Consider the following 23,926-nt stretch of genomic DNA (forward strand, 5'->3'; position numbering starts at 1 on the left):
AATCCAAGATTCTTGTCTGTTATGATTGCATAAAATACCGTAACTTGAATATTTAGGAAATATTACGAAAAAGCTTTTACAGAACTCCATGAGTGATGATGCACAAGTAACTGGGAATGAATTGGCGGAGTCGAAATCCGAGTCAGGTCTTAAATTTCAGTCCCTCGATATTATTGAAATTGACCTCATTGAGAAGGCGAATACAGTTTGGGATGGCAGGCGAACAATCATAGTTTTTATAGTGATATGCCTTGCCTTTGCATATTTTCATAGTGAATATGGACCAACTGAGTATACGTCAACGGCTTCATTAATCCAGGAATCGGAAGGGGCATCCGTAGGTGACTTCGGTAGTTCATTTCTTCGGTCTTTAACAGGGTTGAATTTTCCCTCTGGCGGCGGCAGTGGAAATATGTCGGCTGTGGCTACCGGTAGAGCGCCTCTGCCTGTTTCATTATATCCAGTGATTGTAAGTAGTACTGAGTTTCAAAAAGAATTGATCTACACAGAGCTTGAGTTTTCAACTTTTAACGACAGCACTATGACGATCTTTGATTACTATCACGACTATAGAGAACCTGCCTTGAGAGACCGGGTTTATACATTGATAGGCAACATGACTATTTATTTACCCGTAACAGTGTTGCAGTGGGGCAAAAGCATTCTGAAAGGCGTAATCAATGGCATAACCAGTCTTTGGAAGGAGGAGCCTCCTCAAGAATTTGCTAATGTAGAAGAAGTCGAAATTGATCAGGACGAACGGCTTCAATCGGTTACTTCTGATGAACGGGCCGTTATTGAATGGCTGAAGTTGCGCATAAGTCTTTCGAGTGCCGGGGGAATTATGGAAATAACCACAACCTTTCCGGATCCCAAAGCAGCTGCATTGGTCAACGCGAAGCTTATTCAATACATACAGGACTATATTACAGATTATAGAATCCAGAAAGCCCAGCAGAATCTTGACAATACACTTGAAAGATATGACGAAGCTAAGGAGCGATATGAAGAAGCTCAATACGAGCTCGCCCAATATCGGGATGAAAACCTCAATGTATCGTCTCAAACGGCAAGCCTGGAAGAAAACAGGTTGCAAAATGAAACCAGCTTGCGAGGCAGTATCTATAATTCGGTTGCCCAGGAAGTTGAACAGGCAAGAATGATATTGCAGCAGCAAATACCGGTTTTCAATCCTCTTGAAAAACCAAATGTGCCGCCATATCCGTCTTCGGGTTCATCTCCGTTGCTTATGGTTTTTGCGGGTGTGTTAGGCTTGTTTGCCGGTATTGCATGGGTATTGATTCGCAGTACATCGCTTTTCAATTAGCGCAACATTTAAATATTTTATTATTCAACATGAGTAAGAGTTTTAATCTCCCTAAATTAAATAGATGATAGATTCATTAAAGAAAATCTATTCTCTTTTCTCAAGGAAAGATCGCATTAAATTCCTCATCCTTTTTGTTTTAATGCTGATTGCATCGTTTTTCGAGGTACTTGGAATTGGTATGATTCCAGCCTTTGTAGTTACAATGGCAGAGCCCGAAAAAATACTTAATATGCAATATATAGGTTCGATACTCACGTATTTGGGGATTACTACACGTGAGTCACTTATTTTTTCCGGTGCGTTTACACTACTTCTTGTGTACATCCTCAAGAACGTATACCTGACTTATTTTAATTATCTGCGTCAAAAATTTGTGTATAGGCGCAAAATCTACCTGCAAAACCGGATTTTTAAAGCTTACATGACGGCGCCTTATACATTCTACCTAAACAAAAATTCAGCCGAATTGTTGAGGAATGTCAGAAGTGAGGTGAGCAGCCTGATAACCGGTACCATTTTTCCTGTCTTCGATATTACGTTAAACGTAATAATGTTTTTCTTAATTATTGCAGGACTTCTTTACCTGGAGCCTCTCATTACTGTCATTACCATTTTTATTATGGGTGGTTGCGGATATACATTTCTGCGCATAACTCAGAAAAAAACCCTGGAATCAGGTAAAACCCAACGGTTGGCGAGGGGAGATATGAACCGTATGGTACTTCAGGGATTGGGTGGATTTAAAGATTCAAGAGTGCTAAATCGAGAAAAGCTTTTTTTGCAGCAGTATGATAAATTCGCCAAGAGAAACATGACGGCATCTATCTATCAGTCAGTTGTAAAAAGCCTTCCCAAACCTATAATTGAGACGCTTTTAGTTGTAGGTATTCTAACTATTACTCTGATAATGGTAAGTGAAGGACGGGATTTTTCAGGAATTATCACAATCCTCACTTTATTCGGTGTAGCTGCTGTAAAATTGATGCCTATTTTTAATAATCTGATCCAACAGATTACAACGATTCGCTATAGTGCATATTCGGTATACGCCATATTTGATGATATTGAGCTTCTTGAAAATAAATACAAGGATTTCCGTGATAAGATCTTGAAATCAGCGGAAAAGCTGAATCTTGAAAAGGAAATTGAACTTGATAATGTAAGTTACAGATACCCGAATTCTGATGAGTATGCTGTAAAAGACATCAGTCTTAAAATTCCCAAGGGAAGCGCCGTTGCTTTTGTGGGCGAATCCGGAGCCGGAAAAACAACCTTAGTGGATGTGATTTTAGGCTTGCTTACACCTGAAACCGGGGCTATTTATGTCGATGGTGCAAATATTGAAAACAACCTCAGGGGATGGATGAAGAACATCGGGTACATTCAGCAGTCCAATTATCTAATGGACGAAAGGATTTTCCGAAATATTGCTTTTGGTATACCCGATGATGAGGTGGATAAAGAGAAGCTGAACGAGGCGATAGAAGCCGCCCAACTTAAGGAATTGATCGAGCGTCTGCCGAAAGGATTGCGTACCCGTGTCGGGGAACGGGGTGTTCGGTTATCCGGTGGACAGCAGCAGAGAATTGCCATTGCACGGGCTCTGTATAACGATCCACAGGTGCTGGTTATGGATGAAGCCACTTCAGCTCTGGACAATATTACTGAGAAGTATGTGATTGAGGCAATAGAACGGCTCAGAGGCGACAGAACCATTATCATGATTGCCCACCGCCTTACAACCGTTCGCAATTGTGATGTGATTTATATGTTGAATGAAGGCGAAATTATTGCCAAAGGTACATATGATGAGTTGCTTGAATCCAGTTCAGAATTCAGGAAAATGAGTTTGGTTGAGGATTGATTTATTCAACTTATGATCATGTGTTACTTTCTACATTGGAGTTTGGAAACAGGAGTTATTTAAGAATGCTTTTCTAATGAATTTTAACGGCAAATCAATTTTAATTACGGGTGGTACAGGTTCGTTTGGCCATGCTTTCGTTGAAAGAATTTTGAATGAGTGGCCGGATGTTGAGCGGTTGGTTATTTATTCCCGCGACGAGCAGAAACAGTATGAAATGGAGCAGCTTTACCCACATCAAAAATACCCGATGATTCGGTTTTTTATTGGGGATGTGCGCGATTATAACCGTCTTCGCCGTGCATTGAATGGCATAGACTATGTTATTCATGCTGCTGCGATGAAACATGTTCACATTGCAGAATACAATCCCGATGAATGTGTGAAGACAAATATCGGTGGTGCCGAAAACCTTGTCAGAGCTTGCCTTGAGGCCAATGTGAAAAAAGTTGTAGCCCTTTCAACGGATAAAGCCGCAGCCCCAATTAATCTATACGGTGCCACAAAGCTTGTTTCTGATAAATTGTTTATAGCCGCGAATAATATTCGTGGGAAAAACCCAATTACGTTCTCAGTTGTACGATATGGCAATGTCATGGGCTCCAACGGATCGGTGATTCCTTTTTTCATCAAAAAAAGAAACGAAGGAGTTCTGCCTATTACCAACGAACATATGACCCGTTTTACCATTACACTTGAGGACGGAGTGGACATGGTGCTGCACGCTTTAGAACATGCCTGGGGAGGTGAACTTTTCGTTCCGAAAATACCTTCATACAGAATTATGGATGTGGCCGAAGCGATTGGCCCCGAATGCGAAAAGAAAGTCATCGGCCTTCGTCCCGGTGAAAAAATTCACGAAGAGATGATCACTTCATCCGACTCATTTTATACATATGATTTGGGAGATTATTATTCCATTTTACCGTCGCAGCATATGTGGGATTTGGATGAGTATATTGATCATTTTAATGCCCGTAAAGTGGATCTCGGATTCCGTTACAATTCCGGGGAGAATGATGAATGGGTAACTGTTGAAGAGATCAGAAAGCTGATCAAAGATCACGTAGATCCGAATTTTTCGGTTTAATTGGTTAAACCTGTCCTCCTGAATGTTTTAATATAAATCAACCATGCCGTCTGAATCAGATAGAAACTTTGATCCCATTCCTTATGGCAGGCAGCATATCTCTCAGAATGATATTGATGCGGTAACCCGTGTTCTTCAGTCCGACTATCTGACCCAGGGGCCGGAAATCGGGAAGTTTGAAGAGGCTTTTGCAGATTATGTCGGGAGTAATTATGCCGTAGCTGTTTCGAATGGAACAGCCGCTCTCCATCTTTGTGCATTGGCTCTTGATGTAAACCATAAGAGCAAAGTAATTACAACCCCAATTACTTTTTCAGCATCTGCAAATTGCATACGCTATTGTGGTGGTGAAGTTGATTTCGCAGATATTGATCCTGAAACATTCCTGATTGATATCGGGAAGATAAGAGAAAAACTCGAAGCTGCGCCCAAAGGGACATACGATGGTATTATCCCGGTTGATTTTGCCGGAAGAGCAGTCAATCTCGAAGAGTTGAGAAAGCTCGCGGATGAGTTTGACTTGTGGATCATTGAAGACGCTTGTCACGCTCCGGGTGGTTTTTTTGTAGATTCAACCGGTACCAAACAGTTTTGTGGAAACGGGCAGTTTGCAGATTTGGCAATTTTCTCCTTTCATCCCGTAAAACATATTGCGACCGGAGAAGGTGGAATGATTACCACGAACAGCGAAGAACTCTATCAGAAACTGTTGAAGCTGCGTACTCACGGGATTACCAAAAATACTGATGGATTTACAAATTCGATTGAAGATGCAATTGGGGATCCTCAAACTCCGGAACTGACAGCTCAGGAATTCCCAAAATGGTATATGGAAATGCAGGAGTTGGGATACAATTACCGGCTGACCGATTTTCAGGCAGCTCTGGGTACAAGTCAACTGGCCAGAGCTGATGAAGGTCTCCAAAGAAGAAGAGAAATTGCTGCCCGCTATGCTAATGCCTTTAGTGGGAAAAACTACATCCGAAGACAGGCCGGTGTGGTAAAAGGGCATGCCTACCATCTATATATCATTGAAGTAGATGACCGCCTTGGCCTGTATAATGAACTTCGCGATAATCACATCTTTGCACAGATACATTATATCCCCGTTCATCTCATGCCGTACTACAAAAATCTGGGATGGAAGAAGGGCGATTTTAAAAAAGCTGAAGAATATTATTCTGGATGTATCAGCCTTCCCATGTATCCGACTCTTACCGACGAACAGCAAGACTTTGTGATTGAATGCATTGACAGGTTTTATGGGTGAACATATCCAAAAAATCGGTTTGGGTACGGTTCAGTTTGGCCTTCCCTATGGCATTTCAAACCGCAGTGGCCAGACATCATCCGAAGAAGTTTCTGACATACTAAACATAGCCCGGCAAAAGGGAATCAAAATTCTTGATACGGCCTCGGCTTATGGAAATGCTGAGAAGATTTTGGGGCAATCGGATCTTGCAACCTTCAAAGTTGTATCAAAGTTTATGCCTCCCGAATCAGGATCTTCGATTTCCAATCAGCTGAAGAAGTCTTTGGATGATTTAGGAATTCTTTCCCTTTATGGATATTTGGCACACAGGCCGGGTGATCTTGCACAGAATTTATATCAATGGGAAGAGCTTCTCAGTCTAAAAGAAAGGGGCAAAGTTCAAAAGATCGGATTCTCTCTGAACACTCCGGTTGAGCTTGAAACACTACTTAAAAAGGGGACTAATCCCGATATTATCCAGGTTCCATTTAATTATTTCGACAGACGGTTTAAAGATTTAATGATGGATTTAAGAAATAACGGGTGTGAAATTCATACTCGATCCACATTTTTACAGGGATTATTTTTTGTGGATGCGAGTGAATTAGACAGCCATTTTGATGAAGTACTTTCACTGTTAAAAAATCTTCAACAAAGTGTAAAGAATTTACCGGGAGCTCTTTTGAATTTTGTTTTGAATCAGCCATTTGTAGATACTGTGATTGTAGGAGTCGAAAACAGTAAACAATTCATTCAGAATTTAGAATCATTTACTATGTTTGACCCTTTACCTGAGTTGCAGCAGTCTATTTCAGAATCGATACTTGTTCCTTCTAACTGGCCAAAAGATTGATATGGTTTATACATTTGATTTAACCGGAAAGGTAATTTTGCTAACAGGCGGCTATGGATATCTTGGAAAAGCCGCATCTGAAAGTCTGGTCTATCATGGAGGAATCGTCTATGTGCTAGGCCGATCCAAAGAAAAATTCGACAAAGCCTTTGATGGCCATTCAGAACTTGGCAAAAAACTTCATTTTCAACACTGCGATGTTGCCGAAACATCCTCCATCAAACAAGCCTTTGAGACAGTCATAGCAGAGGAAGGTAAAATTGATGTCTTGATAAATAATGCCTTCTATCTTGATGGACAACATCCACTTACCATGACTGATGAACAGTGGGAAACGGGCATTGACGGAACACTCAGCAATGTTTTTAGATGCGTTCGGGAAGTTATTCCGCATCTCGAGAAGAGTGAATCGCCAAGGATCATCAATGTGTCATCCATGTATGGCGTAGTTGCCCCGGATTTTAACGTCTATGAAGATTTCCAGGGAATGTTAAATCCACCTCATTATGGCGCTGCAAAGGCAGGCGTTGTTCAGCTATCGAAATATTACGCCAGCTATCTCGGTAAAAAAGGAATTACTGTAAACACGGTCACCCCCGGGCCATATCCGCCTGAATCTGTCCAGGAAAAGCAGAAGTTTATTGAGCTTTTGGAAGAGAAAACGTTGCTGAAACGCATCGGCAAACCTGAAGATCTTGGCGGCGCATTTGTTTTTCTTGCATCCGATGCTTCAGGTTATATTACCGGGCAAAATATTATTGTTGACGGTGGCTGGACAACCGTCTAACTGTGGAAAGAAATTCCTATAAAACTAATAACCTTCTACAAACAAAGAATCAAAATTTAAATGAAAGTAGTTACAATTATTCAGGCAAGAACAACATCTTCACGACTCCCAAATAAAGTTTTGCTTGAAATTTATGGTAAATCACTTCTGGAAAGGGTGATTGACCAGTGCCAGAAAATCAAGAACAGTGATGAAGTTTGGGTGGTAACATCAACCCACCAGAATGATGATTTAGTGGAAGTATTGTGCGAGCGTAAAAATGTGCCGTGCCACAGAGGTTCTTTGGAAGATGTTCGCGGACGTTTCTATCATGTTGCGAAGAAACAGAATGCAGATATCATAGTAAGAGTAACAGCAGACAATCCATTTACAGAACCGGAAATAGCTGAAGATCTGATTGATTTTCTGAAGGAGAATTCAGATAAATACGATTATGTACGGATGCAGAAGCCAATAATTATTGAAGGTTCTCATAGTGAAGTTTTTACGATGGATGCATTGGAAAAGTCTGTAAATGAGTATGATGATGACCGAAATCGAGAGCATGTAACGCCCGCTATGATTGAGGAGATGAAAATGTTTGAAACGGTTCCTACCAACAAGGATTTAGTTACTGAAAAACCCTACTTTACAGGCGTGGATACTTTTTCGGATTTTAAAAAAGCAACCTACTTATTTCAAAAGTTTGGCGAACAAGACACTTTAAAACACTTAATCAAAGAAATAAACAAAAATGGAAAAGCAATTTAACGAGGACGGATTTATTGTTATTAAAGATTTCTTCGACAAAGAATTGATCGAGGAGATTAAAAGTGCCATTGTATCCTTCGATAAGTGGGATATAATGAGAGACAAAGATGCGGTTTTTGAAGGAGACGAGTCCGAAAGAGATTTTAAGTACATTCAAAACATCAATTACTATGTGCCAAAGTGCCACAAAGTGTTGACCAATAAATTGTTCGATAAAGTTGCTGAACTGCTGGGAGAGGAGATTTATTTCGTGAATATGGAAATTCACAATAAGGTTCCTGAAAAAGGAACATTTACGCCTGCTCATCAGGATAATTTTTACTTCCAGTTGTCGCCGCCCTCTTCATTAACGGCTTACATTCCATTAGAAATGCATAGTGCAGATGTTAACGGTGGTCTTAAATTTCTGAAAGGAACCAACAAGCTCGGTACGCTGAATCACAAATCTTCTACGGTTAAGGCGTTTTCAAGCCTTCTTGAACTGGATAACCCCGAAGATTATGAAGAATACAAAACTGATATCGGGCCTGGTGATATCGTATTTCACCATGCAGATACGGTACACTATGCAGACGATAATAAGTCGGAGCATCACAGACGCTCACTTTCTTTAAGATTTAATGGCGTATCAGCCAAAATCGATCCGAAAATCCGCGAGCAATACAAGAAAAATTACAAAGTAAACCGCGAACGGGAACTGGAAGAAACAAACTAATTTCATCTGGTCTTTGATTTTTGAGAAAAGCATAGCGGTTTTTAAAAAGATATGGACTGAGGTTAGATGAAGTCTGATCTCTTTATTCGAACAGATGGCTCTACACAAACAGGGTTGGGCCATTTGGTTCGATGCATTTCATTAAGCAATATTTTAGAAGATCAGTTTACTATTACATTTGTCTGCAGGGAGATAAACAGGCAAATAGAAGACGAACTGGATCAGCTGGGGATTTCTTTAATCAAAATTGATGATGAGGAGAAGTTCTTTGATTATTTACATCCCGATTGCACCGTTGTATTGGATGGCTATTCTTTTGATTCGGCCTATCAACGGGAAATAAAGAATCGGGGATGCGCGCTTGCCTGTATTGATGATTTACACGACAGGGAGTTTTTTGCCGATCTGATCATTAATCACGCTCCTGGAATCAAACAGGATGATTATAAAGCCCAGCCATATACGCATTTTGGATTGGGGCCGGATTTTGTCCTTCTGCGTCCGCCTTTTCTCGAAGCTGCATCACAAGTTAATCTCAGAACCCGAAACAAGCACGAACACATTCTGATTTGTTTTGGGGGATCAGATAGCGAGAATTTGACTGTTCGGGCACTAAATGTCGTGTTTAATTTTAATCAGTTTAAAAAAATAACTATCATCACAGGTTCTGCTTATAATTATGCAGACGAACTATTACGAACGATAGAAAATCAAAAAAGAGTAATGCATTATCATGCATTGAATGGTGGGGAAATGGCAGCGGCTTTTTTAGAATCGGATATAGCTATTGTGCCCTCCAGCGGTATTTTATTTGAAGCATTGGCTACCGGAAATATTGCAATTTCCGGCACATACGTAAACAATCAGAAAGAAGTGTATGCCGGGTTTAAGGAGCTGAATGCAATTATTGATGCCGGTGAATTCGGAGAAGATGAAATACACGGTGCCATCCAACAGATTGGCGATAAGAAACTTAATAAAGAAGTTATTGACGGAAAAAGTCCGGATAGAATTCGAACTCTATTTCAAACCATAAAAAGGGACTAAGACAAAGAAGTTACTATATGACGATTTTAGGAATTGCAAACGATGAAACGGCAAGTGCCTGTTTGGTTCAGAACGGCAAACTTGTAGCCGCAGCCAGCGAAGAGCGGTTTACCAGGGTTAAAATAGATAATTCATGGCCAACACAATCCATTAACTATTGTCTGGATTTTGGCAATACTTCGCTCGAAGAAATTGATTACATCGCTTACGGGTGGAGTGCCGGCTTTAATGCAGAAACGCATCTTCTCGAATATTTTGACCGCATTGTGTACGAGGCTCAGAATAACCCGGGCGGCCTCGGTATTTTCCGCGAACGGATTGAAACCGAGATTGAGCAGGATCGAAAAAAGCGGGATGAATTTTGGGCGTTTGTGGATGAACATGGCTTGAGAGATAAAGCCGTTTCGTACGATCACCACGAGAGCCATGCCTATTCTGCATATTCTTATTCTCCGTTTGAGAATGCGCTTGTTGTCACTTGTGACGGAAGAGGCGATTTTATGTCGTTTTCTGTTGGAAATTTTTCTCCCGATAAAGTGGATTTCCTGTACCGCGGCAGCAGTGTGGACAGCTTAGGGTTTTTCTATGGGAGAATTACCGGCCTATTAGGATTTCGTCCTCACCGCCATGAAGGAAAAGTAACAGGACTTGCAGCACATGGAAATGCTGAAAAACTGCTTCCGAAAATGCGCGAAATGATCTACGTAAAAGACGGACAGATTTATGCGCAGTCCGGCGATTTCTTCCGGCCATTCTACACTAATTATTCAGATCCGCTTAAGAAACTGATTGATGATCATACTCGGGAAGATGTTGCCGCCGCAGCCCAGGTGCATCTCGAACAATGTGTCACAGAAATTGTGACTCATTACGTGAAGCAAACCGGCGCCGAATACGTCTGTTTGAGCGGGGGCGTTTTTGCGAATGTTCGGGCCAATCAGTGTATTATGGAAATTCCCGGGGTGAAGAATATTTTTGTACAGCCCCAAATGGGAGATGGAGGCTTGTGTGTAGGAGCTGCGGCTAAAGTTCTGTACGATCAGGGAATCCACAAAGTAGAGATGGAAAACGTCTATCTTGGCCCGGAATACTCATCCGAAGAAATTGAAAAAGCGCTCAAATCCACTGACGACATTGTTTTTGAGAAGTTGGATGATCCCACTGATGCAGCAGTAGAAGCCATTGAAAATAATGAGGTTATTGGTTGGTTTAACGGGCGAATGGAGTTTGGGCCGCGCGCGCTTTGCAATCGAAGTATCGTTTATCATTGTCACGATACCACGGTTAACGACTGGCTGAACGAACGCATGGACCGAACGGAGTTTATGCCGTTTGCCCCGGTTACGCTCGAAGAAGTAGCCGAAAAATGTTACATCGGCTGGAAAGAAGATCACATTGCGAGCCGGTATATGACCGTGACTTATAATTGTTATGATGAAATGGCTGATAATTGCCCGGCTACTGTTCATATTGACGGCACCGCGCGTCCGCAGATTGTGAAGGAATCCAATAATCCTGCGATGTATAAACTCCTGAAAGCTTACTATGAAAAAACCGGTGGTCTGTCCCTGATTAATACATCATTTAACCGGCATGAAGAACCTATAGTAAACCGGCCGGAAGAGGCTATTGAGGCACTATCACAGGGTATTGTTGACGTGTTGGTGATCGGGTCTTTTGTAGCAAGAAAGAAGTAAGAATTTCAATAAAACAAGGAAGAGAATTGAGCTATGAAAACGTTGAAGGATATTCAGCTTGGTGATAACAATATAATCGGCACATCACATCGGCCTTTTATTATTGCTGAAATGAGCGGGAATCACAATCAGTCGCTGGAAAGAGCTTTGGAAATTGTGGAGGAAGCGGCCAGGGCGGGTGCTCACGCGATTAAGCTGCAAACCTACACCGCCGACACAATGACCATTGACGAAACCGGCGGATTATTCAGTATTGATGACGAGGATTCCCTCTGGTATGGAAAAAATTTATATGAACTATATGAGCTTGCTCATACTCCGTGGGACTGGCACAAACCCATTTTCAAAAAAGCCCGGGAGTTGGGATTGATGCCTTTCAGTACTCCATTTGATGATACTTCAGTAGATTTTCTGGAGGAACTTGGAGTGTCGGCTTACAAAATTGCTTCTTTTGAAAATACCGACTGGACTCTCCTCAAAAAAGTAGCCCAAACAGGAAAACCGGTTATCATGTCTACCGGGGCAGCCAATCTTTCTGATATTGATGAAGCCGTCAGAGTTTTGCGATCAAACGGTTGCGAAGATCTGGTTCTTTTGAAATGTACCAGTACCTATCCTGCAACCCCGGAGAATACAAATCTTGTGACCATTCCAAGTATGCGGGATATTTTTAATTGCCATATAGGGCTGTCCGATCATACGCTTGGAATTGGAGCCGCTGTTGCGTCGGTTGCCTTGGGAGCCAGCGTAATCGAAAAGCATTTTACTCTCAGCCGGGCCGATGGTGGAGTAGATGCTGCATTTTCCATCGAACCGGATGAAATGAAAGCCTTGGTAGAAGAATCAGAAAGGGCATTTCTGGCATTGGGCGATGTGCAGTTTGGAATCCAAAAAGCAGAAGAGAAAAGCCTTCGTTATAAACGATCCATCTATGTGGTTGAAGACATTGCTAAAGGTGAGGAATTAACGAAAGACAATATTCGTGTAATTCGCCCCGGCGATGGCCTGAAACCCAAATTCTATGAACAGGTATTGGGCAAGAAATCCTCAAGTGATATAAAAAGAGGGACACCTTTGAGCTGGGAATTGTTGTAAAAGCAAGGAGCCATCGGATGCGTGTTAGAGCATTATTTTAACCGTAGCAAATTCACTCATCCGATGACTGAGGTGAATAAAGCCCTCTAAACTAAATAAAACTATTTGCTTGAAGACCGAAAGAGAAGATTGTATTTTACAAGTCTTCTTAAATTTTAAATGGTGAAAATAAGTTGTTAACTGCTGATACGCTTAAAGATAAAAAAATCATGGTCGTAGTAGCTCACCCAGATGATGAGCTACTTGGATTGGGAGCCACCATGCATAAGCTTATCCATTTGGCAGCAGTTCAGGTACATGTAGTTATTTTAGGAGAAGGCCTGACCTCACGTTCTGACAAACGCGACGTTGAAAAATGGCAAGCCGATCTTGCGAAGCATAGAAATGATATTAAAGAAGCTCAGAAAGAGATTGGCTATCATTCTGTTTCCATTCATGATTTTCCCGATAACCGATTTGATACGGTAGCCTTGCTTGATCTGATCAAAGTTGTTGAAAAAGAGAAATCCGATTTTCAGCCCGAAATTATTTTCACTCACCACGGCGGTGATGTAAACATTGATCACCAGCGGACATTTGAAGCGGTGATTACGGCTTGCAGGCCAATGAAAGATGAGGTTACAAAAACCATCATCACTTTTGAAACACCCTCCGGCACAGAATGGAGAGCGTCTACAGATCCGAGACATTTTATTCCAAATTGGTATATGGCAGTATCTGAAGCCGATATTGATGCGAAAATCAAGGGAATGGAAAGATATCGGTTTGAGAAACGTGAATATCCTCACCCACGCTCACCAGAGGCATTGAAAATTCATGCAAAGAATGTGGGCGTTACCGTGGGCTGTGAATATGCCGAGCAGTTTTGTCTTGTACGGAGCATTCAATCGTAGAGAAAATGGATCCACAGAAATTGAAATTTGAACATCTACAAACGTAAGAAAGAAATTATAATGGAAAAGCCGGCTTATTTGGGAATTTTTGGCCCCGGACCCAACTCTTCAGCAGCTCTTTGCAGTGACAATGAAATCATTGCCTGGGCAGAGGAAGAACGATTTAACAGGATAAAAACATCGCCAAACTCGTATCCTTCTCAGGCAATTGCTTTTTGTTTGAAAGAAGCTGAGAAAAAGGGTTTAACGGTTAAAGCAGTGGGTTATGCCTGGGATTGTGATAATTACGCTGAGCTGGCTACCGATAATTTAAAGGAAACCATCAGGAAATATCCCAGTGAAACAGACGATATCAGTTTAAAAGTACAGGAGTCGCTGAATTCCCTGTACGATCCGATGATGATCAAAAATGATCTTACGCTGATTCTCAGGAAGAACGGAATTGAGCTTGATGACCTGGAATTCAAATTTTACGCTCACCATTTGTGCCATGCGGCTTCGGCTCACTACGTTTCCGGGTTTGATGACTCCATGATTATTGTAAACGACGGTGTTGGAGAGGTAGCTTCATCAACTCTCTATTTTATTGATGACTCCGGCGAGTTTAAAGAGCTTGAAAATGTTGAATTGCCAAATACTCTTGGCGGTTTGTATGCCTCTATCACAGAGTTTTTAGGCTTTCGTGCGTATATGGATGAAGGGAAAACAATGGGGCTGGCCGCTTATGGAAAGCCAAATCCCGAAATCCAGGAAATATTTGAGGATATCGCCCATAATGTAGAAAACAGTTTTCAGTATACTGTAAATCCACGCTACAGGTATAGCGGCAAGCGAACCTATGGAAAACGGTTTACCGATTTGCTGGTGGAAAAACTCGGCAAACCGAGAAAGCATGGAGAGGAATCGGCCATGAAAGATCCCTATCCGGATATTGCTTATGCCGTACAGAAACAGTTGGAGGATTTTCTTGTTTCTCAACTGAAGTATGCAGCCAGCCTGAATCTTTCCAAGAATGTTTGTTTTGCAGGTGGCATTCATATGAACTGCAAGGCGAACGGGATGCTTGGCGAGTATGACCATTTTGATAATTACTTTTTTCAACCTGCGTCCAGTGATAATGGTGTTTGCCTGGGGGCAGCAATGCTTGCAAAAAAAGATTTCTCGGATACCGAACCCAACTATCCTAAGCTGAATCATCTTTATTATGGTCCTTCTTACAGCGATGATGAGATAGAAGAAGTTCTGAAACGGACCAAGCTCCAGTACAAGAAGTGTGACAGCATCGCCAAAGAGGTAGCACAACTTATTTCCGAAAATGCTATTGTCGGCTGGTTCCAGGGACGAATGGAAGTAGGAGCACGCGCCTTGGGAGGCCGGTCCATACTGGCCAATCCGCTCAACCCGGATGCAAGGGATCATGTAAACAAGCATGTAAAAAACCGGGAATCGTGGAGACCATTTTGTCCGTCATTACAGGCCGAATCGTTCAAAGAGTATTTCGATACAAATATCGATTCGTCCAACTATATGATTATTGCCTGTGACATTGATAAGAATTATCTCGACAAACTTCCGTCATGTATTCATGTGGATGGAACCGTTCGGCCGCAAACCGTGGAAAAAGAGGCGAATCCGATTTACTGGGAAATGCTGGATGAGTTCAAGAAAATTACAGGTCACCCGATTGTTGTGAACACCTCATTCAATGTTCAGGGAGAGCCGATTGTAATGAAACCTGAAGATGCTATCCGGTGTTTTTATGCTTCCGGAATGGATGCTCTGGCAATGGGTTCTTTCTTAATCAAGAAACCGTAAGAGATGAATGTTTATCTTCCAATTGAAGTAAAAGTCAGAGAGTTGGAGGGAAAAGCTCTGCTGGCACTGGTAGCTGCAGAAAGAGGTCATACCGTTATTCTTGGAGAGAAAAAAGATACCCTCAGTCTTGCACAGACCAGCCATCTGCCGCCAGGAATTGTTCACGACAAATCGCTGACACCGGGCGAATACAAAATTAAAAGTTATACAAATCTCAAAAAACAGGGACATCTCATCACCGGACAGGATGAGGAGAGCGGGTTATTGGACGAATCCTTCGACAGTTTTGCAAAACGAAGATTTTCTGAAGAGACCGTTTCTATGGTAGACAAGATTTTTGCATGGGGAGGGCATGACCAGTCCTCTCTGCAGAAAATTTACCCAAATTATGCTGATAAAATTGTTGCCACAGGATCGCCCAGAGTAGATTTTTGGCGAACGGAATTTGACGATTATTACAAGGAGGCAGCCTCAGGTCTGGAGGCTTACATTTTTGTTGCGTCCAATTTTGGATATCCAATTGATGAAAACCTTTTTTGGGATAAAATCGCCCGTCTGAGACAGGCAGGATATTTTGATCGTGATCCTGGAATGGAAAAATTCATGTACGAAAATTCTGCCTATCAGTACAGGTTATTGCATGAGTTTATAGTAATGATCAGGCAATTGTCTGATACGTTTCCGGATAGAAAAATTGTGGTTCGACCTCATCCGGTAGAATCAATTGATGCCTGGCATAAATTATTGGGTGAATTCCAAAATGTTATCATCAAACGAGAAGACACCATTAGCGGATGGATTCGCCATGCATCGGTACTTATCCATAACGGCTGCACGAGTGCGCTGGAAGCGGCAGTCAGCGGTTTGCCAAGTATTGCATATCGACCCATCCCCGATGAAATAGAGAGAGAAATTCCAAACAGGACCAGCCTTCATGCTTTTTCGTTAGAAGAGGTTGAAAAAATGATTTCCGATATCCTGGAAAATGGAGATACAGAAGGTTTGGATAAAGCTGAAGAGCTCAGTAATGAAGTTATTGATGAGCGAATATCAAGCGTTTCGGGAAAACTGGCTGCTGAAAAAATTGTGGATGAATGGATCAATATTGCAGAAAAAGCAAACCTGAAAACATCCTCAGCTGATGAACTGCTTGCAAAAAAACCAAGTGATACGGTCAGCTTAAGAAGAAAACTGAAACGGCAGGCGGTTGAAATTCGAAACTCACTGATGGGCATATCCCAGGTTAAGAAAAATCAAAAACTGCTCAAATCAGATCATAAATTTCCATCACTTTCTGATGAAGAAATGCAGGGAATGATCAAGAAATTGCAAACCACTCTGAATCGTTTTGAGAAAGTGAAAGCGGTGCGGTTTGGGGAAAAATCTTTTATATTCTTCACCGATCATTAACATCTTTATAATACATCTATGAGCGACAATGAGTGGATTATTGATTTATCAAAAATCAGATCACGTCAGGGCCTTTACGAGTTTCTAAATCCACAATTCGCTGAAATTGAATCGGGTGAAAAAGTCCTGACAATTGGTGCCGGGGGAGAAGTAAATGAACTTCTCTATGAATATGGCAAAAAGAACCAGTTCGAAATAGATTCGTTCGATATTGACGAAGATAAAACCCCGGACATTTTGGGTGATATTTGTACCTATGAATTTAAAGAAGGCACATATGATACCATTGTTATGTGCGAAGTGCTTGAGCATTTACACGCACCACATCTTGGTGTTGAAACGGTTTACAAAGCATTAAAGCCGGGTGGAAGGCTGATTCTTACAACCCCTTTTATATTTCCGATTCATGACCGCCCATACGATTATTTTCGCTTCACAAAGTATGGACTGAAACACCTGCTTTCGAAATTCCAGGAAGTGACCGTTAAAGAGCGCAACAGTTCTTTGGAAGCCATTGATGTACTTTGGATGAGACTCAACAAAATCAAAGGCAAAAGAACACACTACCTAAAACGGATTATTGTTTTTACGGTTTACTATCTGAAAAGGCCCCTGACCGTCTTTTTGATGAGATATGTTAAAACCGATATTATGACAACCGGTTATAATGTATTGGCAATTAAGAGTAAATAAATTGTGTCCTTTAAAATTACGACAGAGCTGTAAAAGCGAGGTATTGATTTAGAATGGCGAAAACGGTTGAGATTATTGGCCCGTCCGGTTCGGGGAAATCAAGTGTTTATCATCAGTTGCGGGCAAACTGGAAGGAAGAGTACAACTGGGTGCCGTATGATGATTTGAGCCGATCTAGAAAACAGATGCGCAAACGATACCTTAGAAAAGCACTGAAGTTGTTTACGGATCGGCTGCCGATTGGGGAGCAGTCTCAGAATAATACGCTTGCAAACGATGAGTGGAAGTTCATCAACCATGACAACCGGATTTTTTTGAATGATGAGAATGCCGAATTCAAAAAGGCGATTATGGATCTCGTAGAAGAGCATTGCAAAAAGTGGTATGACGGATCCGATAAACGATTTGTAACAATCCACATGATTATGTGGTCCATCGCTCATATCGACCGGGTTATGAGCGCAAGGAATGACAATCGATATTGTATTCTAAAGCAAGGAGAAGGATTTTTAAGCCGGATCATGCATCTGAACTCTCCTTCATTTAATGAAAAAGCTCTTAACAAATACCTTGAGCATCTTTTATTCCCCGACGTTCTGATTTTTCTGGATGTGCCGGTGGATGAAATACTAAAGAGAATAAAAAATCGAGACCGCCTGGCCACACTTCACAAAGACATGGATGATGAAGCGATTCGGCATTACTCCGAACAGACCATTCATTTTTTTAAAATGGCTATGGGCGTTGCCAAAGAAAAAGGTGTGGATGTATACGGTGTAAATGCAGGGGAAAACCTTGAGGAAACTACCTCACAGATTCTTGATATCCTCTCAAAAAAATAGGTTTCGCTCAATGCAAACCGATAGCGAAAACAGTAAGGTAATCATCTTATAAAAGCTCGTAACAGTATGAAAATCACAATTGTAAACAGGCATCGGGATGATATGTTAGGTGGCAGCGAACTTCAGTGTGATTTTATTGCAACGGAGCTTGTCAAGCGTGGTTACGCGGTTCACTACGTAGCGCCCGAAGGCAGTAAAGAGAGAATTTACGATTGGCCATATACCGTTTTGCCTTGCAAAAATCAGCCAGAAGATATAAGCCGTGAAATATTATCTACTAACCCGGATCTCGTACTCTGGCGTTTTAACAAGCATCATTTTTTCCCGGTAATACGAAAACTGAAAAAAGAAAAAATTCCTGTCTTATTTGCAGCTTCAAGTGTGAATGATGTAGATCCCTGGTTTTATAAAAAGAAAAACGGAATCAGGAAAACGGTCAAAAGTTTGGTCAAAAGTCATTGGAATCATTTGGGAATGAGACTTGTAGATGCCGTTACAGTCAACAATGCGGAATACCTCAATCGATTGTCTGTGGCTGATCAATATTTTGTTCCAAACGGAATGCCAATTGATTCTGAACCGTTTGAGTGGAACAAGCGATATTGTGCTTGGGTCAGTAATATCAAACAGATCAAGCGACCCGAAAAACTGGTTGAGCTTGCTACTTGTTTCAGAAGTGAAGATGTTGATTTCATCATGGTGGGAGATATTCAGGAACCAAGTTACGAATGGATGAGAACCCCTGGAAATCTGCCCGACAACGTGTACTATCTTGGTGTAAAAACACCTGAAGAGGTGAATGGAATCCTAAAATCAGCCGAAATTCACATTCATACCTGTTATCCCGAAGGTTTTCCAAATGTTTTTATTCAGGCATGGATGCAGGGAACTCCGTCAGTTAGTTTTGGCTTTGACCCTAGCGATTACCTGAAAACCAAGGAAATGGGATTTGATGCCAAAGAGAATTGGGAAGATTTTAAGAGGTATGTGAAATTGCTTTTGGATGATGAAGCACTGCGAGTTAAACTTGGAGGTAATGCTTCGAGGTTTGCCCACGACACTTTCCGGATTGAAAAAACGGTTGATAAACTGGAGGAGATTTTCGCTAAACTCATCAAAAAAGTTAATGTATCCGGTTGAATTATCTTTACTGTATTATTCTTAGTTTAAGCACTTCTTTTTAAAGTATTCAAATTGATAATCCATGTGCGGAATTTTTGGAATTACTCATCTTAATGATTCAGACCTTGGGAAAGCACGGGAATCTCTTCATACCCTTGCTCATCGCGGACCTGATCAATGGAATGAGTATCATGATGATTATGTATATCTCGGGCACAGGCGGCTCAGTATCATGGATCTGAGTGAACAGGGAATGCAGCCAATGGTTAGTACAGACAAGAATGTCTTGATTACTGTAAACGGCGAGGTTTACAACTTCATGGATCTGAAAAACCAGCTCAGTCATAAGTACGAGTTTGCCAGTACATCTGATTCCGAGGTAGTCTTATACGGTTATATGGAGTGGGGAATTGATCTGTTGCTGGAGAAGATGGACGGCATGTACGCGTTCAGTATTTACGATAAGGTGAAGAAAAAGCTGTTTCTGGTGAGAGATCGGGTTGGCATTAAACCCATGCACTTTTCTGATATCAATGGACAAATATCATACTCTTCCGAGCTAAAAGCTATTCAGAAATTTTATGGTGATTCGCTCGAAGTCGATTATACAGCCCTGTATGATTTCCTTACCTATCGGTACATTCCGGCGCCAAAAACGATGTTTAAAAACGTCTACAAACTGGAACCGGGACATTACCTGGAAATTGATCTTAAAAACAGATCCAAAAAAGATGTGAGATACTGGAGTCTTGAAGTAAATCCATGTGATGACAATATTGAACAGGCCAGCGAAAAGATTTATGAACTCGTAAAAAAATCTGTTGACGAACAGATGATGAGTGATGTTCCTGTCGGTTTCTTTTTGAGCGGCGGTATTGATTCCAGTACAGTGGTAACGATGGCTTCTAAACTGGTGCCGGATGTCAGTACTTTTTCAATTGGTTTTACTGATAAAGATCATGATGAAACCCACTATGCCGATTTGATTGCAAAAAAGCTGGGTACCGATCACCACAAAAAAATTCTGGATGAAAATCTCACCAAAGATTTGTTTGATCGATTGGAACCCTGGTATGACGAACCATTTGCGGATTTTTCCTGCTTCCCAACCTATCTTGTTTCAGAATATGCGAGGGAAAATGTAACCGTAGTTTTAACCGGCGACGGAGGAGATGAAGTATTTGGAGGATACGCCTGGTATGACCGTTTTGTAAATAAATCTCGGTTTAGATTTCCATCATTATCCTTTCTGAGAGTATTTACAAGGCCGTTTTTAAAGCAGAAAAACATTTTGGAGAAAATTGCGAGAAATATTGAAAATCCGTTTTTGTACAATGATTTCGAGCTGTACACCAAGGTGATGAACGGATTGCTTCGCCAGGATAAAGAGGAGTATCGAAAGGAATGGGGTATCCCGGAAGATTATGACGATTATTGGTCATATCGAAAGTATTATCGTGAAGATCTTGACGTATATACGCGCTTACAGTATCTGGATTTTCACACTTTTCTTCCGGATGATATTCTTACAAAAGTTGACAGGGTTAGCATGGCAGTATCGCTGGAGTGTCGCGTTCCTTTGCTGTCTAAAGAGATTGTGGAGTATCTTTTTAGTTTGTCGCCGGAAGTACGCTATCATGGAGGTGAATTGAAAGGTGCTATGAAAGAAGCGTTTAAAAACGAAATTCCTGACGAAATTTTAAACCGCGAAAAGAAAGGGTTCAGCATTCCTCTTCACACCTGGAAAGAAAATCTCATGGAACAGCCGCAGAATATACGAACGTTTGTTCTTGATGAGATTTTCAATATTCGCTAACTGGAATACATGATTAAAAATATCAGCATTATATAAATGAGTGGAGTTTTAGATAACGTTACCGTCATTATCCGTTCAGTTCGCGAACGAACCGAAGAAGTTTGCAAGAAACTGATTCTGGAGCAGGGGATTAATGAAGAAGATATTCATATTGTCCGGGAGGTGCCTTTCTCCAAATCGATGAAAGTTTCGTTTGAGACCGGAATTAAACAGGGGAAAAAATGGACACTCTGTATTGATGCGGATGTTCTCCTGAAACGGGATTCCATCAAAACATTGGTTCGGTTTGCGGATCAGCAAAGAGAAAATGTTTGTGAAGTGCAGGCTTTCGTGCTGGATAAATTTTTCTCGGGTCCAAGGCAGGCCGGGAACCATCTTTACCGAACATCACTTTTACCGGAAGTAATCAAGCGAATTCCTGAAGAGGGGACGGATATACGGCCGGAAACATACACAATTGCCCGAATGAATGAAGACGGGTATCCATGGGAATTGATGACAAATGTGATCGGCATTCATGATGATGAACAGTACAACATGGATGTCTACAGGAAAGCATTTGTACAGGCAGTAAAGCATCTCGATCGTGCCGAGCTTTTGGTGACTCACTGGAAGAAAAATGTACATAAAGACCAGGATTTTTTAATCGCTTTGCGGGCATTTTCCGACAGTATTAAAAACACCGAAGAGATTTATATAAACAGCGAGCAAAATCTGTACAAGCAGAAATTTGAAGAAGCGGGTTTTGAGGAAAAAGCTCCATTGAATACAGATGAGTTTTCACTGGATATGATTGAAGAAAGAATTGATGTTTGGGAAATTGACGAAAAATACTACTCGCATTATCCCGACAGCCAGGGATTGGATAGCAGGCGACAAAGCCGTTTACGCAGGTTTAAATCCAGCTTGAGAAACCGTGGGGTCATGAACACAACATTATTGATCGTTGGTACGGCATTTAAAAAAGTTGGGAAGACAATGACACGCCGAATTACTGAGTAAAGGAGCTAATTTCATTAGTCATGGCAGGTTCTGAGAAATCAATCATTTTTGTGCTGGGGGGATTAAGCGGCGGAGGAGCTGAACGTGTTGCTTCGCATCTCATCAATTATTGGCACGAAACCGGCTGGGATATAACATTGGTAATTCGCCGGGGGCCAGAAGAAGACTTTTATCCTATACCGGAAAACCTGAAACGGCATACTTTGGGAGGAGAGGGGCCATCAGCGAACAAACTCATTGCTCTTATCAAAAATATACCGTTTGTTTGGCGGTTGAGACAGGCCATTAAAAAGGAGAAATCCCCGATTGTTATATCATTTCTTACCAAGACAAATATTCATACCATATTGGCCTGCATAGGTTTGGGGCGGCATGTGATTATTTCTGAAAGAAATGATACGACCCGCGAAGATCACCCCTTTCCGTGGCCATTGCTTCGCAAGCTTACGTACAAGTTTGCCGATGTGGTAACTGCAAATTCCCAAATAGCACTTGACGGAATGAAAAGTTATGTGCCCGACTCTAAACTGAAATTGGTACGCAATCCTGTTAAAATTCCCGACCAGATTTCACAACCCGATCGCTCCAAAATTGCTTTGAATGTAGGGAGATTGGTTCCGCAAAAGAATCAGGAGTTACTCATTAACGCTGTTTCTGTACTTGATGAAAAACTTCTGGACGGCTGGTCGTTTGAGATTTTAGGTGAGGGTGAGGAGGAAGAAAACTTAAAGGAAACGATTTCAGAACTTCATGTTGAGGACCGAATTCTTCTTCGGGGAAAAGTGAAGGAGATTTCGGATTACTACAAAAAAGCAGGAATATTTGTTTTATCATCCAGGTATGAAGGAACGCCAAACGCGCTTTTGGAGGCGATGTCGTTCGGGTTGCCGCCGATTGTTTCCGATGCTTGTCCCGGCGCACTGGAATTTATCAACCACGGTGAAAATGGTTTGATATTTACTTCTGACGATGTTAAAGATCTTTCCGAAAAAATGAAGATATTAATGGAAAATCCCGCCGAAAGGTTGGCTATCGGAAGAAAAGCCAGGGAAACGGTCACTCAGTTTTCCTCAGAAAACGTCATGCCGGTTTGGAATGAGTTGATTCGGATTCCTTAGGCTACCCAAAAAATAAGATGCAGAGATAGAAATGTTATTTCCCGAACTTTCTCGCTTAGAAATTGACAGTATGAAAGCGTCTGGTGCTTTTTTTCTTGGCATTCCAAAACGCCTGATCAAAAGAAAGAGGAAAAAAGTTTTCATCATTGGATTCCATAAAACAGGAACTTCATCCATGGGAAAAGCTTTCCAGATTCTAGGATACAGGGTTTGTGGAAATATCAAAAAGGGCAGGGATTACGAGAAAGTGGATATGCCGACTCGTGAGTATATTTTATCCAAAGCGGAAGAGTTGACTTCACGGTACGATTGTTTTCAGGATACACCGTGGTTTATGTTTTATAAGGAACTGTACGAAATGTATCCCGACGCCTATTTTATTTTAACGATTCGACCGGATGAGAATTGGATAAAAAGCGTTCTTTCTCATTTTAGCGAAAGAGAAAACAGCAGTTATCATAAATGGATTTATGGTCATTCTGATCCAAAGATGAATAAAGAAATCTATCTTTCAACTTATCAAAGACATAACAGGGAAGTCAGAGAGTTTTTCAGCGATAAGCCGAATTTTCTTGAAATAGAACTTAAGGAAAAGGATAAATGGGAGAAAATTTGTGCTCTTTTAGGGATACGAAAACCTATGGTCAAATTTCCACACGTGAATACAATCAGTTCTCGAAATAGGTTTAATACAAAGCTAAAAGAGAAAGTAAAAGATCTCTATTATAAGTAGCC

At 41.3% G+C, this 23,926-nt stretch carries 21 protein-coding genes; all 21 read left to right on the forward strand.

Going from position 1 to position 23,926, the window contains the following annotated elements:
- Positions 1-88 precede the first annotated feature (88 nt).
- The 21 genes from L0B18_RS10125 to L0B18_RS10225 all read left to right on the forward strand — a co-directional run bounded on the left by L0B18_RS10125 (position 89) and on the right by L0B18_RS10225 (position 23,924).
- Positions 89-1,327 carry a Wzz/FepE/Etk N-terminal domain-containing protein gene (locus L0B18_RS10125; RefSeq protein ID WP_234571650.1) on the forward strand — a complete coding sequence of 413 codons (1,239 nt, stop codon included), beginning with the start codon at positions 89-91 and terminating at the stop codon, positions 1,325-1,327.
- Positions 1,328-1,391: 64 nt separating this feature from the next.
- Positions 1,392-3,194, forward strand: coding sequence for an ABC transporter ATP-binding protein (locus L0B18_RS10130; RefSeq protein ID WP_234571651.1), 1,803 nt, complete (start codon positions 1,392-1,394; stop codon positions 3,192-3,194).
- Between the two features lie 76 nt (positions 3,195-3,270).
- Positions 3,271-4,284, forward strand: a complete 1,014-nt coding sequence (pseB, locus tag L0B18_RS10135) for a UDP-N-acetylglucosamine 4,6-dehydratase (inverting) (RefSeq protein WP_234571652.1) — start codon at positions 3,271-3,273, stop codon at positions 4,282-4,284.
- Between the two features lie 43 nt (positions 4,285-4,327).
- Entirely contained in the window at positions 4,328-5,554 is a 1,227-nt protein-coding gene (gene pseC / locus L0B18_RS10140; protein ID WP_234571653.1) for a UDP-4-amino-4,6-dideoxy-N-acetyl-beta-L-altrosamine transaminase, read from the forward strand.
- On the forward strand, positions 5,547-6,389 hold the full coding sequence (locus L0B18_RS10145) for an aldo/keto reductase (protein WP_234571654.1): 843 nt from the start codon (positions 5,547-5,549) through the stop codon (positions 6,387-6,389). Before pseC ends, L0B18_RS10145 begins: the two co-directional genes overlap by 8 nt.
- A 1-nt stretch (position 6,390) precedes the next feature.
- Complete coding sequence (locus L0B18_RS10150; protein WP_234571655.1) at positions 6,391-7,176, forward strand: SDR family NAD(P)-dependent oxidoreductase; 786 nt, start codon at positions 6,391-6,393, stop codon at positions 7,174-7,176.
- 60 nt (positions 7,177-7,236) lie between these two features.
- Positions 7,237-7,926 (forward strand): cytidylyltransferase domain-containing protein, encoded by a 690-nt coding sequence (locus tag L0B18_RS10155; RefSeq protein ID WP_234571656.1) that lies wholly within the window; start codon positions 7,237-7,239, stop codon positions 7,924-7,926.
- Positions 7,910-8,641, forward strand: coding sequence for a phytanoyl-CoA dioxygenase family protein (locus tag L0B18_RS10160; RefSeq protein WP_234571657.1), 732 nt, complete (start codon positions 7,910-7,912; stop codon positions 8,639-8,641). The genes L0B18_RS10155 and L0B18_RS10160 overlap by 17 nt, the downstream gene beginning before the upstream one ends.
- 66 nt (positions 8,642-8,707) lie before the next feature.
- Entirely contained in the window at positions 8,708-9,688 is a 981-nt protein-coding gene (gene pseG / locus L0B18_RS10165) for a UDP-2,4-diacetamido-2,4,6-trideoxy-beta-L-altropyranose hydrolase (protein ID WP_234571658.1), read from the forward strand.
- Positions 9,689-9,705: 17 nt separating this feature from the next.
- The gene (locus L0B18_RS10170) at positions 9,706-11,385 is read left to right on the forward strand and encodes a carbamoyltransferase family protein (protein WP_234571659.1); all 1,680 of its coding nucleotides are present in this window, start codon (positions 9,706-9,708) and stop codon (positions 11,383-11,385) included.
- Between the two features lie 33 nt (positions 11,386-11,418).
- The gene (pseI, locus tag L0B18_RS10175; protein ID WP_234571660.1) at positions 11,419-12,480 is read left to right on the forward strand and encodes a pseudaminic acid synthase; all 1,062 of its coding nucleotides are present in this window, start codon (positions 11,419-11,421) and stop codon (positions 12,478-12,480) included.
- Between the two features lie 209 nt (positions 12,481-12,689).
- A complete protein-coding gene (locus L0B18_RS10180; protein WP_234571661.1) occupies positions 12,690-13,373 on the forward strand; it encodes a PIG-L deacetylase family protein in 684 nt (227 codons plus the stop codon).
- Between the two features lie 60 nt (positions 13,374-13,433).
- Positions 13,434-15,188, forward strand: a complete 1,755-nt coding sequence (locus L0B18_RS10185) for a carbamoyltransferase family protein (RefSeq protein ID WP_234571662.1) — start codon at positions 13,434-13,436, stop codon at positions 15,186-15,188.
- Between the two features lie 3 nt (positions 15,189-15,191).
- On the forward strand, positions 15,192-16,598 hold the full coding sequence (locus L0B18_RS10190; protein WP_234571663.1) for a surface carbohydrate biosynthesis protein: 1,407 nt from the start codon (positions 15,192-15,194) through the stop codon (positions 16,596-16,598).
- An 18-nt stretch (positions 16,599-16,616) separates the two neighbouring features.
- Complete coding sequence (locus L0B18_RS10195; protein ID WP_234571664.1) at positions 16,617-17,291, forward strand: class I SAM-dependent methyltransferase; 675 nt, start codon at positions 16,617-16,619, stop codon at positions 17,289-17,291.
- 53 nt (positions 17,292-17,344) lie between these two features.
- Positions 17,345-18,133, forward strand: a complete 789-nt coding sequence (locus L0B18_RS10200; protein WP_234571665.1) for a deoxynucleoside kinase — start codon at positions 17,345-17,347, stop codon at positions 18,131-18,133.
- A 66-nt stretch (positions 18,134-18,199) separates the two neighbouring features.
- A complete protein-coding gene (locus L0B18_RS10205; RefSeq protein ID WP_234571666.1) occupies positions 18,200-19,273 on the forward strand; it encodes a glycosyltransferase family 4 protein in 1,074 nt (357 codons plus the stop codon).
- Between the two features lie 64 nt (positions 19,274-19,337).
- Positions 19,338-21,071 (forward strand): asparagine synthase (glutamine-hydrolyzing), encoded by a 1,734-nt coding sequence (gene asnB, locus L0B18_RS10210; RefSeq protein ID WP_234571667.1) that lies wholly within the window; start codon positions 19,338-19,340, stop codon positions 21,069-21,071.
- A 36-nt stretch (positions 21,072-21,107) separates the two neighbouring features.
- Entirely contained in the window at positions 21,108-22,073 is a 966-nt protein-coding gene (locus tag L0B18_RS10215) for a hypothetical protein (protein WP_234571668.1), read from the forward strand.
- A 20-nt stretch (positions 22,074-22,093) separates the two neighbouring features.
- Positions 22,094-23,191: a glycosyltransferase gene (locus L0B18_RS10220; RefSeq protein ID WP_234571669.1), complete on the forward strand. Its 1,098-nt coding sequence runs from the start codon at positions 22,094-22,096 to the stop codon at positions 23,189-23,191.
- 31 nt (positions 23,192-23,222) lie between these two features.
- Positions 23,223-23,924 carry a sulfotransferase family protein gene (locus L0B18_RS10225; protein WP_234571670.1) on the forward strand — a complete coding sequence of 234 codons (702 nt, stop codon included), beginning with the start codon at positions 23,223-23,225 and terminating at the stop codon, positions 23,922-23,924.
- Positions 23,925-23,926 lie beyond the last annotated feature (2 nt).

Source organism: Rhodohalobacter sp. 614A, assembly GCF_021462415.1.
GTDB lineage: Bacteria > Bacteroidota > Rhodothermia > Balneolales > Balneolaceae > Rhodohalobacter.

Excerpts from the sequence above, each read along its gene's own strand:
- pseC (WP_234571653.1), top strand. The coding sequence starts at position 4,328 with ATGCCGTCTGAATCAGATAGAAACTTTGATCCCATTCCTTATGGCAGG.
- L0B18_RS10225 (WP_234571670.1), top strand. The coding sequence starts at position 23,223 with ATGTTATTTCCCGAACTTTCTCGCTTAGAAATTGACAGTATGAAAGCG.
- pseG (WP_234571658.1), top strand. The coding sequence starts at position 8,708 with ATGAAGTCTGATCTCTTTATTCGAACAGATGGCTCTACACAAACAGGG.
- pseB (WP_234571652.1), top strand. The coding sequence starts at position 3,271 with ATGAATTTTAACGGCAAATCAATTTTAATTACGGGTGGTACAGGTTCG.
- L0B18_RS10185 (WP_234571662.1), top strand. The coding sequence starts at position 13,434 with ATGGAAAAGCCGGCTTATTTGGGAATTTTTGGCCCCGGACCCAACTCT.
- pseI (WP_234571660.1), top strand. The coding sequence starts at position 11,419 with ATGAAAACGTTGAAGGATATTCAGCTTGGTGATAACAATATAATCGGC.
- L0B18_RS10170 (WP_234571659.1), top strand. The coding sequence starts at position 9,706 with ATGACGATTTTAGGAATTGCAAACGATGAAACGGCAAGTGCCTGTTTG.
- L0B18_RS10205 (WP_234571666.1), top strand. The coding sequence starts at position 18,200 with ATGAAAATCACAATTGTAAACAGGCATCGGGATGATATGTTAGGTGGC.
- L0B18_RS10180 (WP_234571661.1), top strand. The coding sequence starts at position 12,690 with ATGGTCGTAGTAGCTCACCCAGATGATGAGCTACTTGGATTGGGAGCC.
- L0B18_RS10145 (WP_234571654.1), top strand. The coding sequence starts at position 5,547 with ATGGGTGAACATATCCAAAAAATCGGTTTGGGTACGGTTCAGTTTGGC.
- L0B18_RS10130 (WP_234571651.1), top strand. The coding sequence starts at position 1,392 with ATGATAGATTCATTAAAGAAAATCTATTCTCTTTTCTCAAGGAAAGAT.
- L0B18_RS10155 (WP_234571656.1), top strand. The coding sequence starts at position 7,237 with ATGAAAGTAGTTACAATTATTCAGGCAAGAACAACATCTTCACGACTC.
- L0B18_RS10160 (WP_234571657.1), top strand. The coding sequence starts at position 7,910 with ATGGAAAAGCAATTTAACGAGGACGGATTTATTGTTATTAAAGATTTC.
- L0B18_RS10200 (WP_234571665.1), top strand. The coding sequence starts at position 17,345 with ATGGCGAAAACGGTTGAGATTATTGGCCCGTCCGGTTCGGGGAAATCA.
- asnB (WP_234571667.1), top strand. The coding sequence starts at position 19,338 with ATGTGCGGAATTTTTGGAATTACTCATCTTAATGATTCAGACCTTGGG.
- L0B18_RS10125 (WP_234571650.1), top strand. The coding sequence starts at position 89 with ATGAGTGATGATGCACAAGTAACTGGGAATGAATTGGCGGAGTCGAAA.
- L0B18_RS10220 (WP_234571669.1), top strand. The coding sequence starts at position 22,094 with ATGGCAGGTTCTGAGAAATCAATCATTTTTGTGCTGGGGGGATTAAGC.
- L0B18_RS10150 (WP_234571655.1), top strand. The coding sequence starts at position 6,391 with ATGGTTTATACATTTGATTTAACCGGAAAGGTAATTTTGCTAACAGGC.
- L0B18_RS10195 (WP_234571664.1), top strand. The coding sequence starts at position 16,617 with ATGAGCGACAATGAGTGGATTATTGATTTATCAAAAATCAGATCACGT.
- L0B18_RS10190 (WP_234571663.1), top strand. The coding sequence starts at position 15,192 with ATGAATGTTTATCTTCCAATTGAAGTAAAAGTCAGAGAGTTGGAGGGA.
- L0B18_RS10215 (WP_234571668.1), top strand. The coding sequence starts at position 21,108 with ATGAGTGGAGTTTTAGATAACGTTACCGTCATTATCCGTTCAGTTCGC.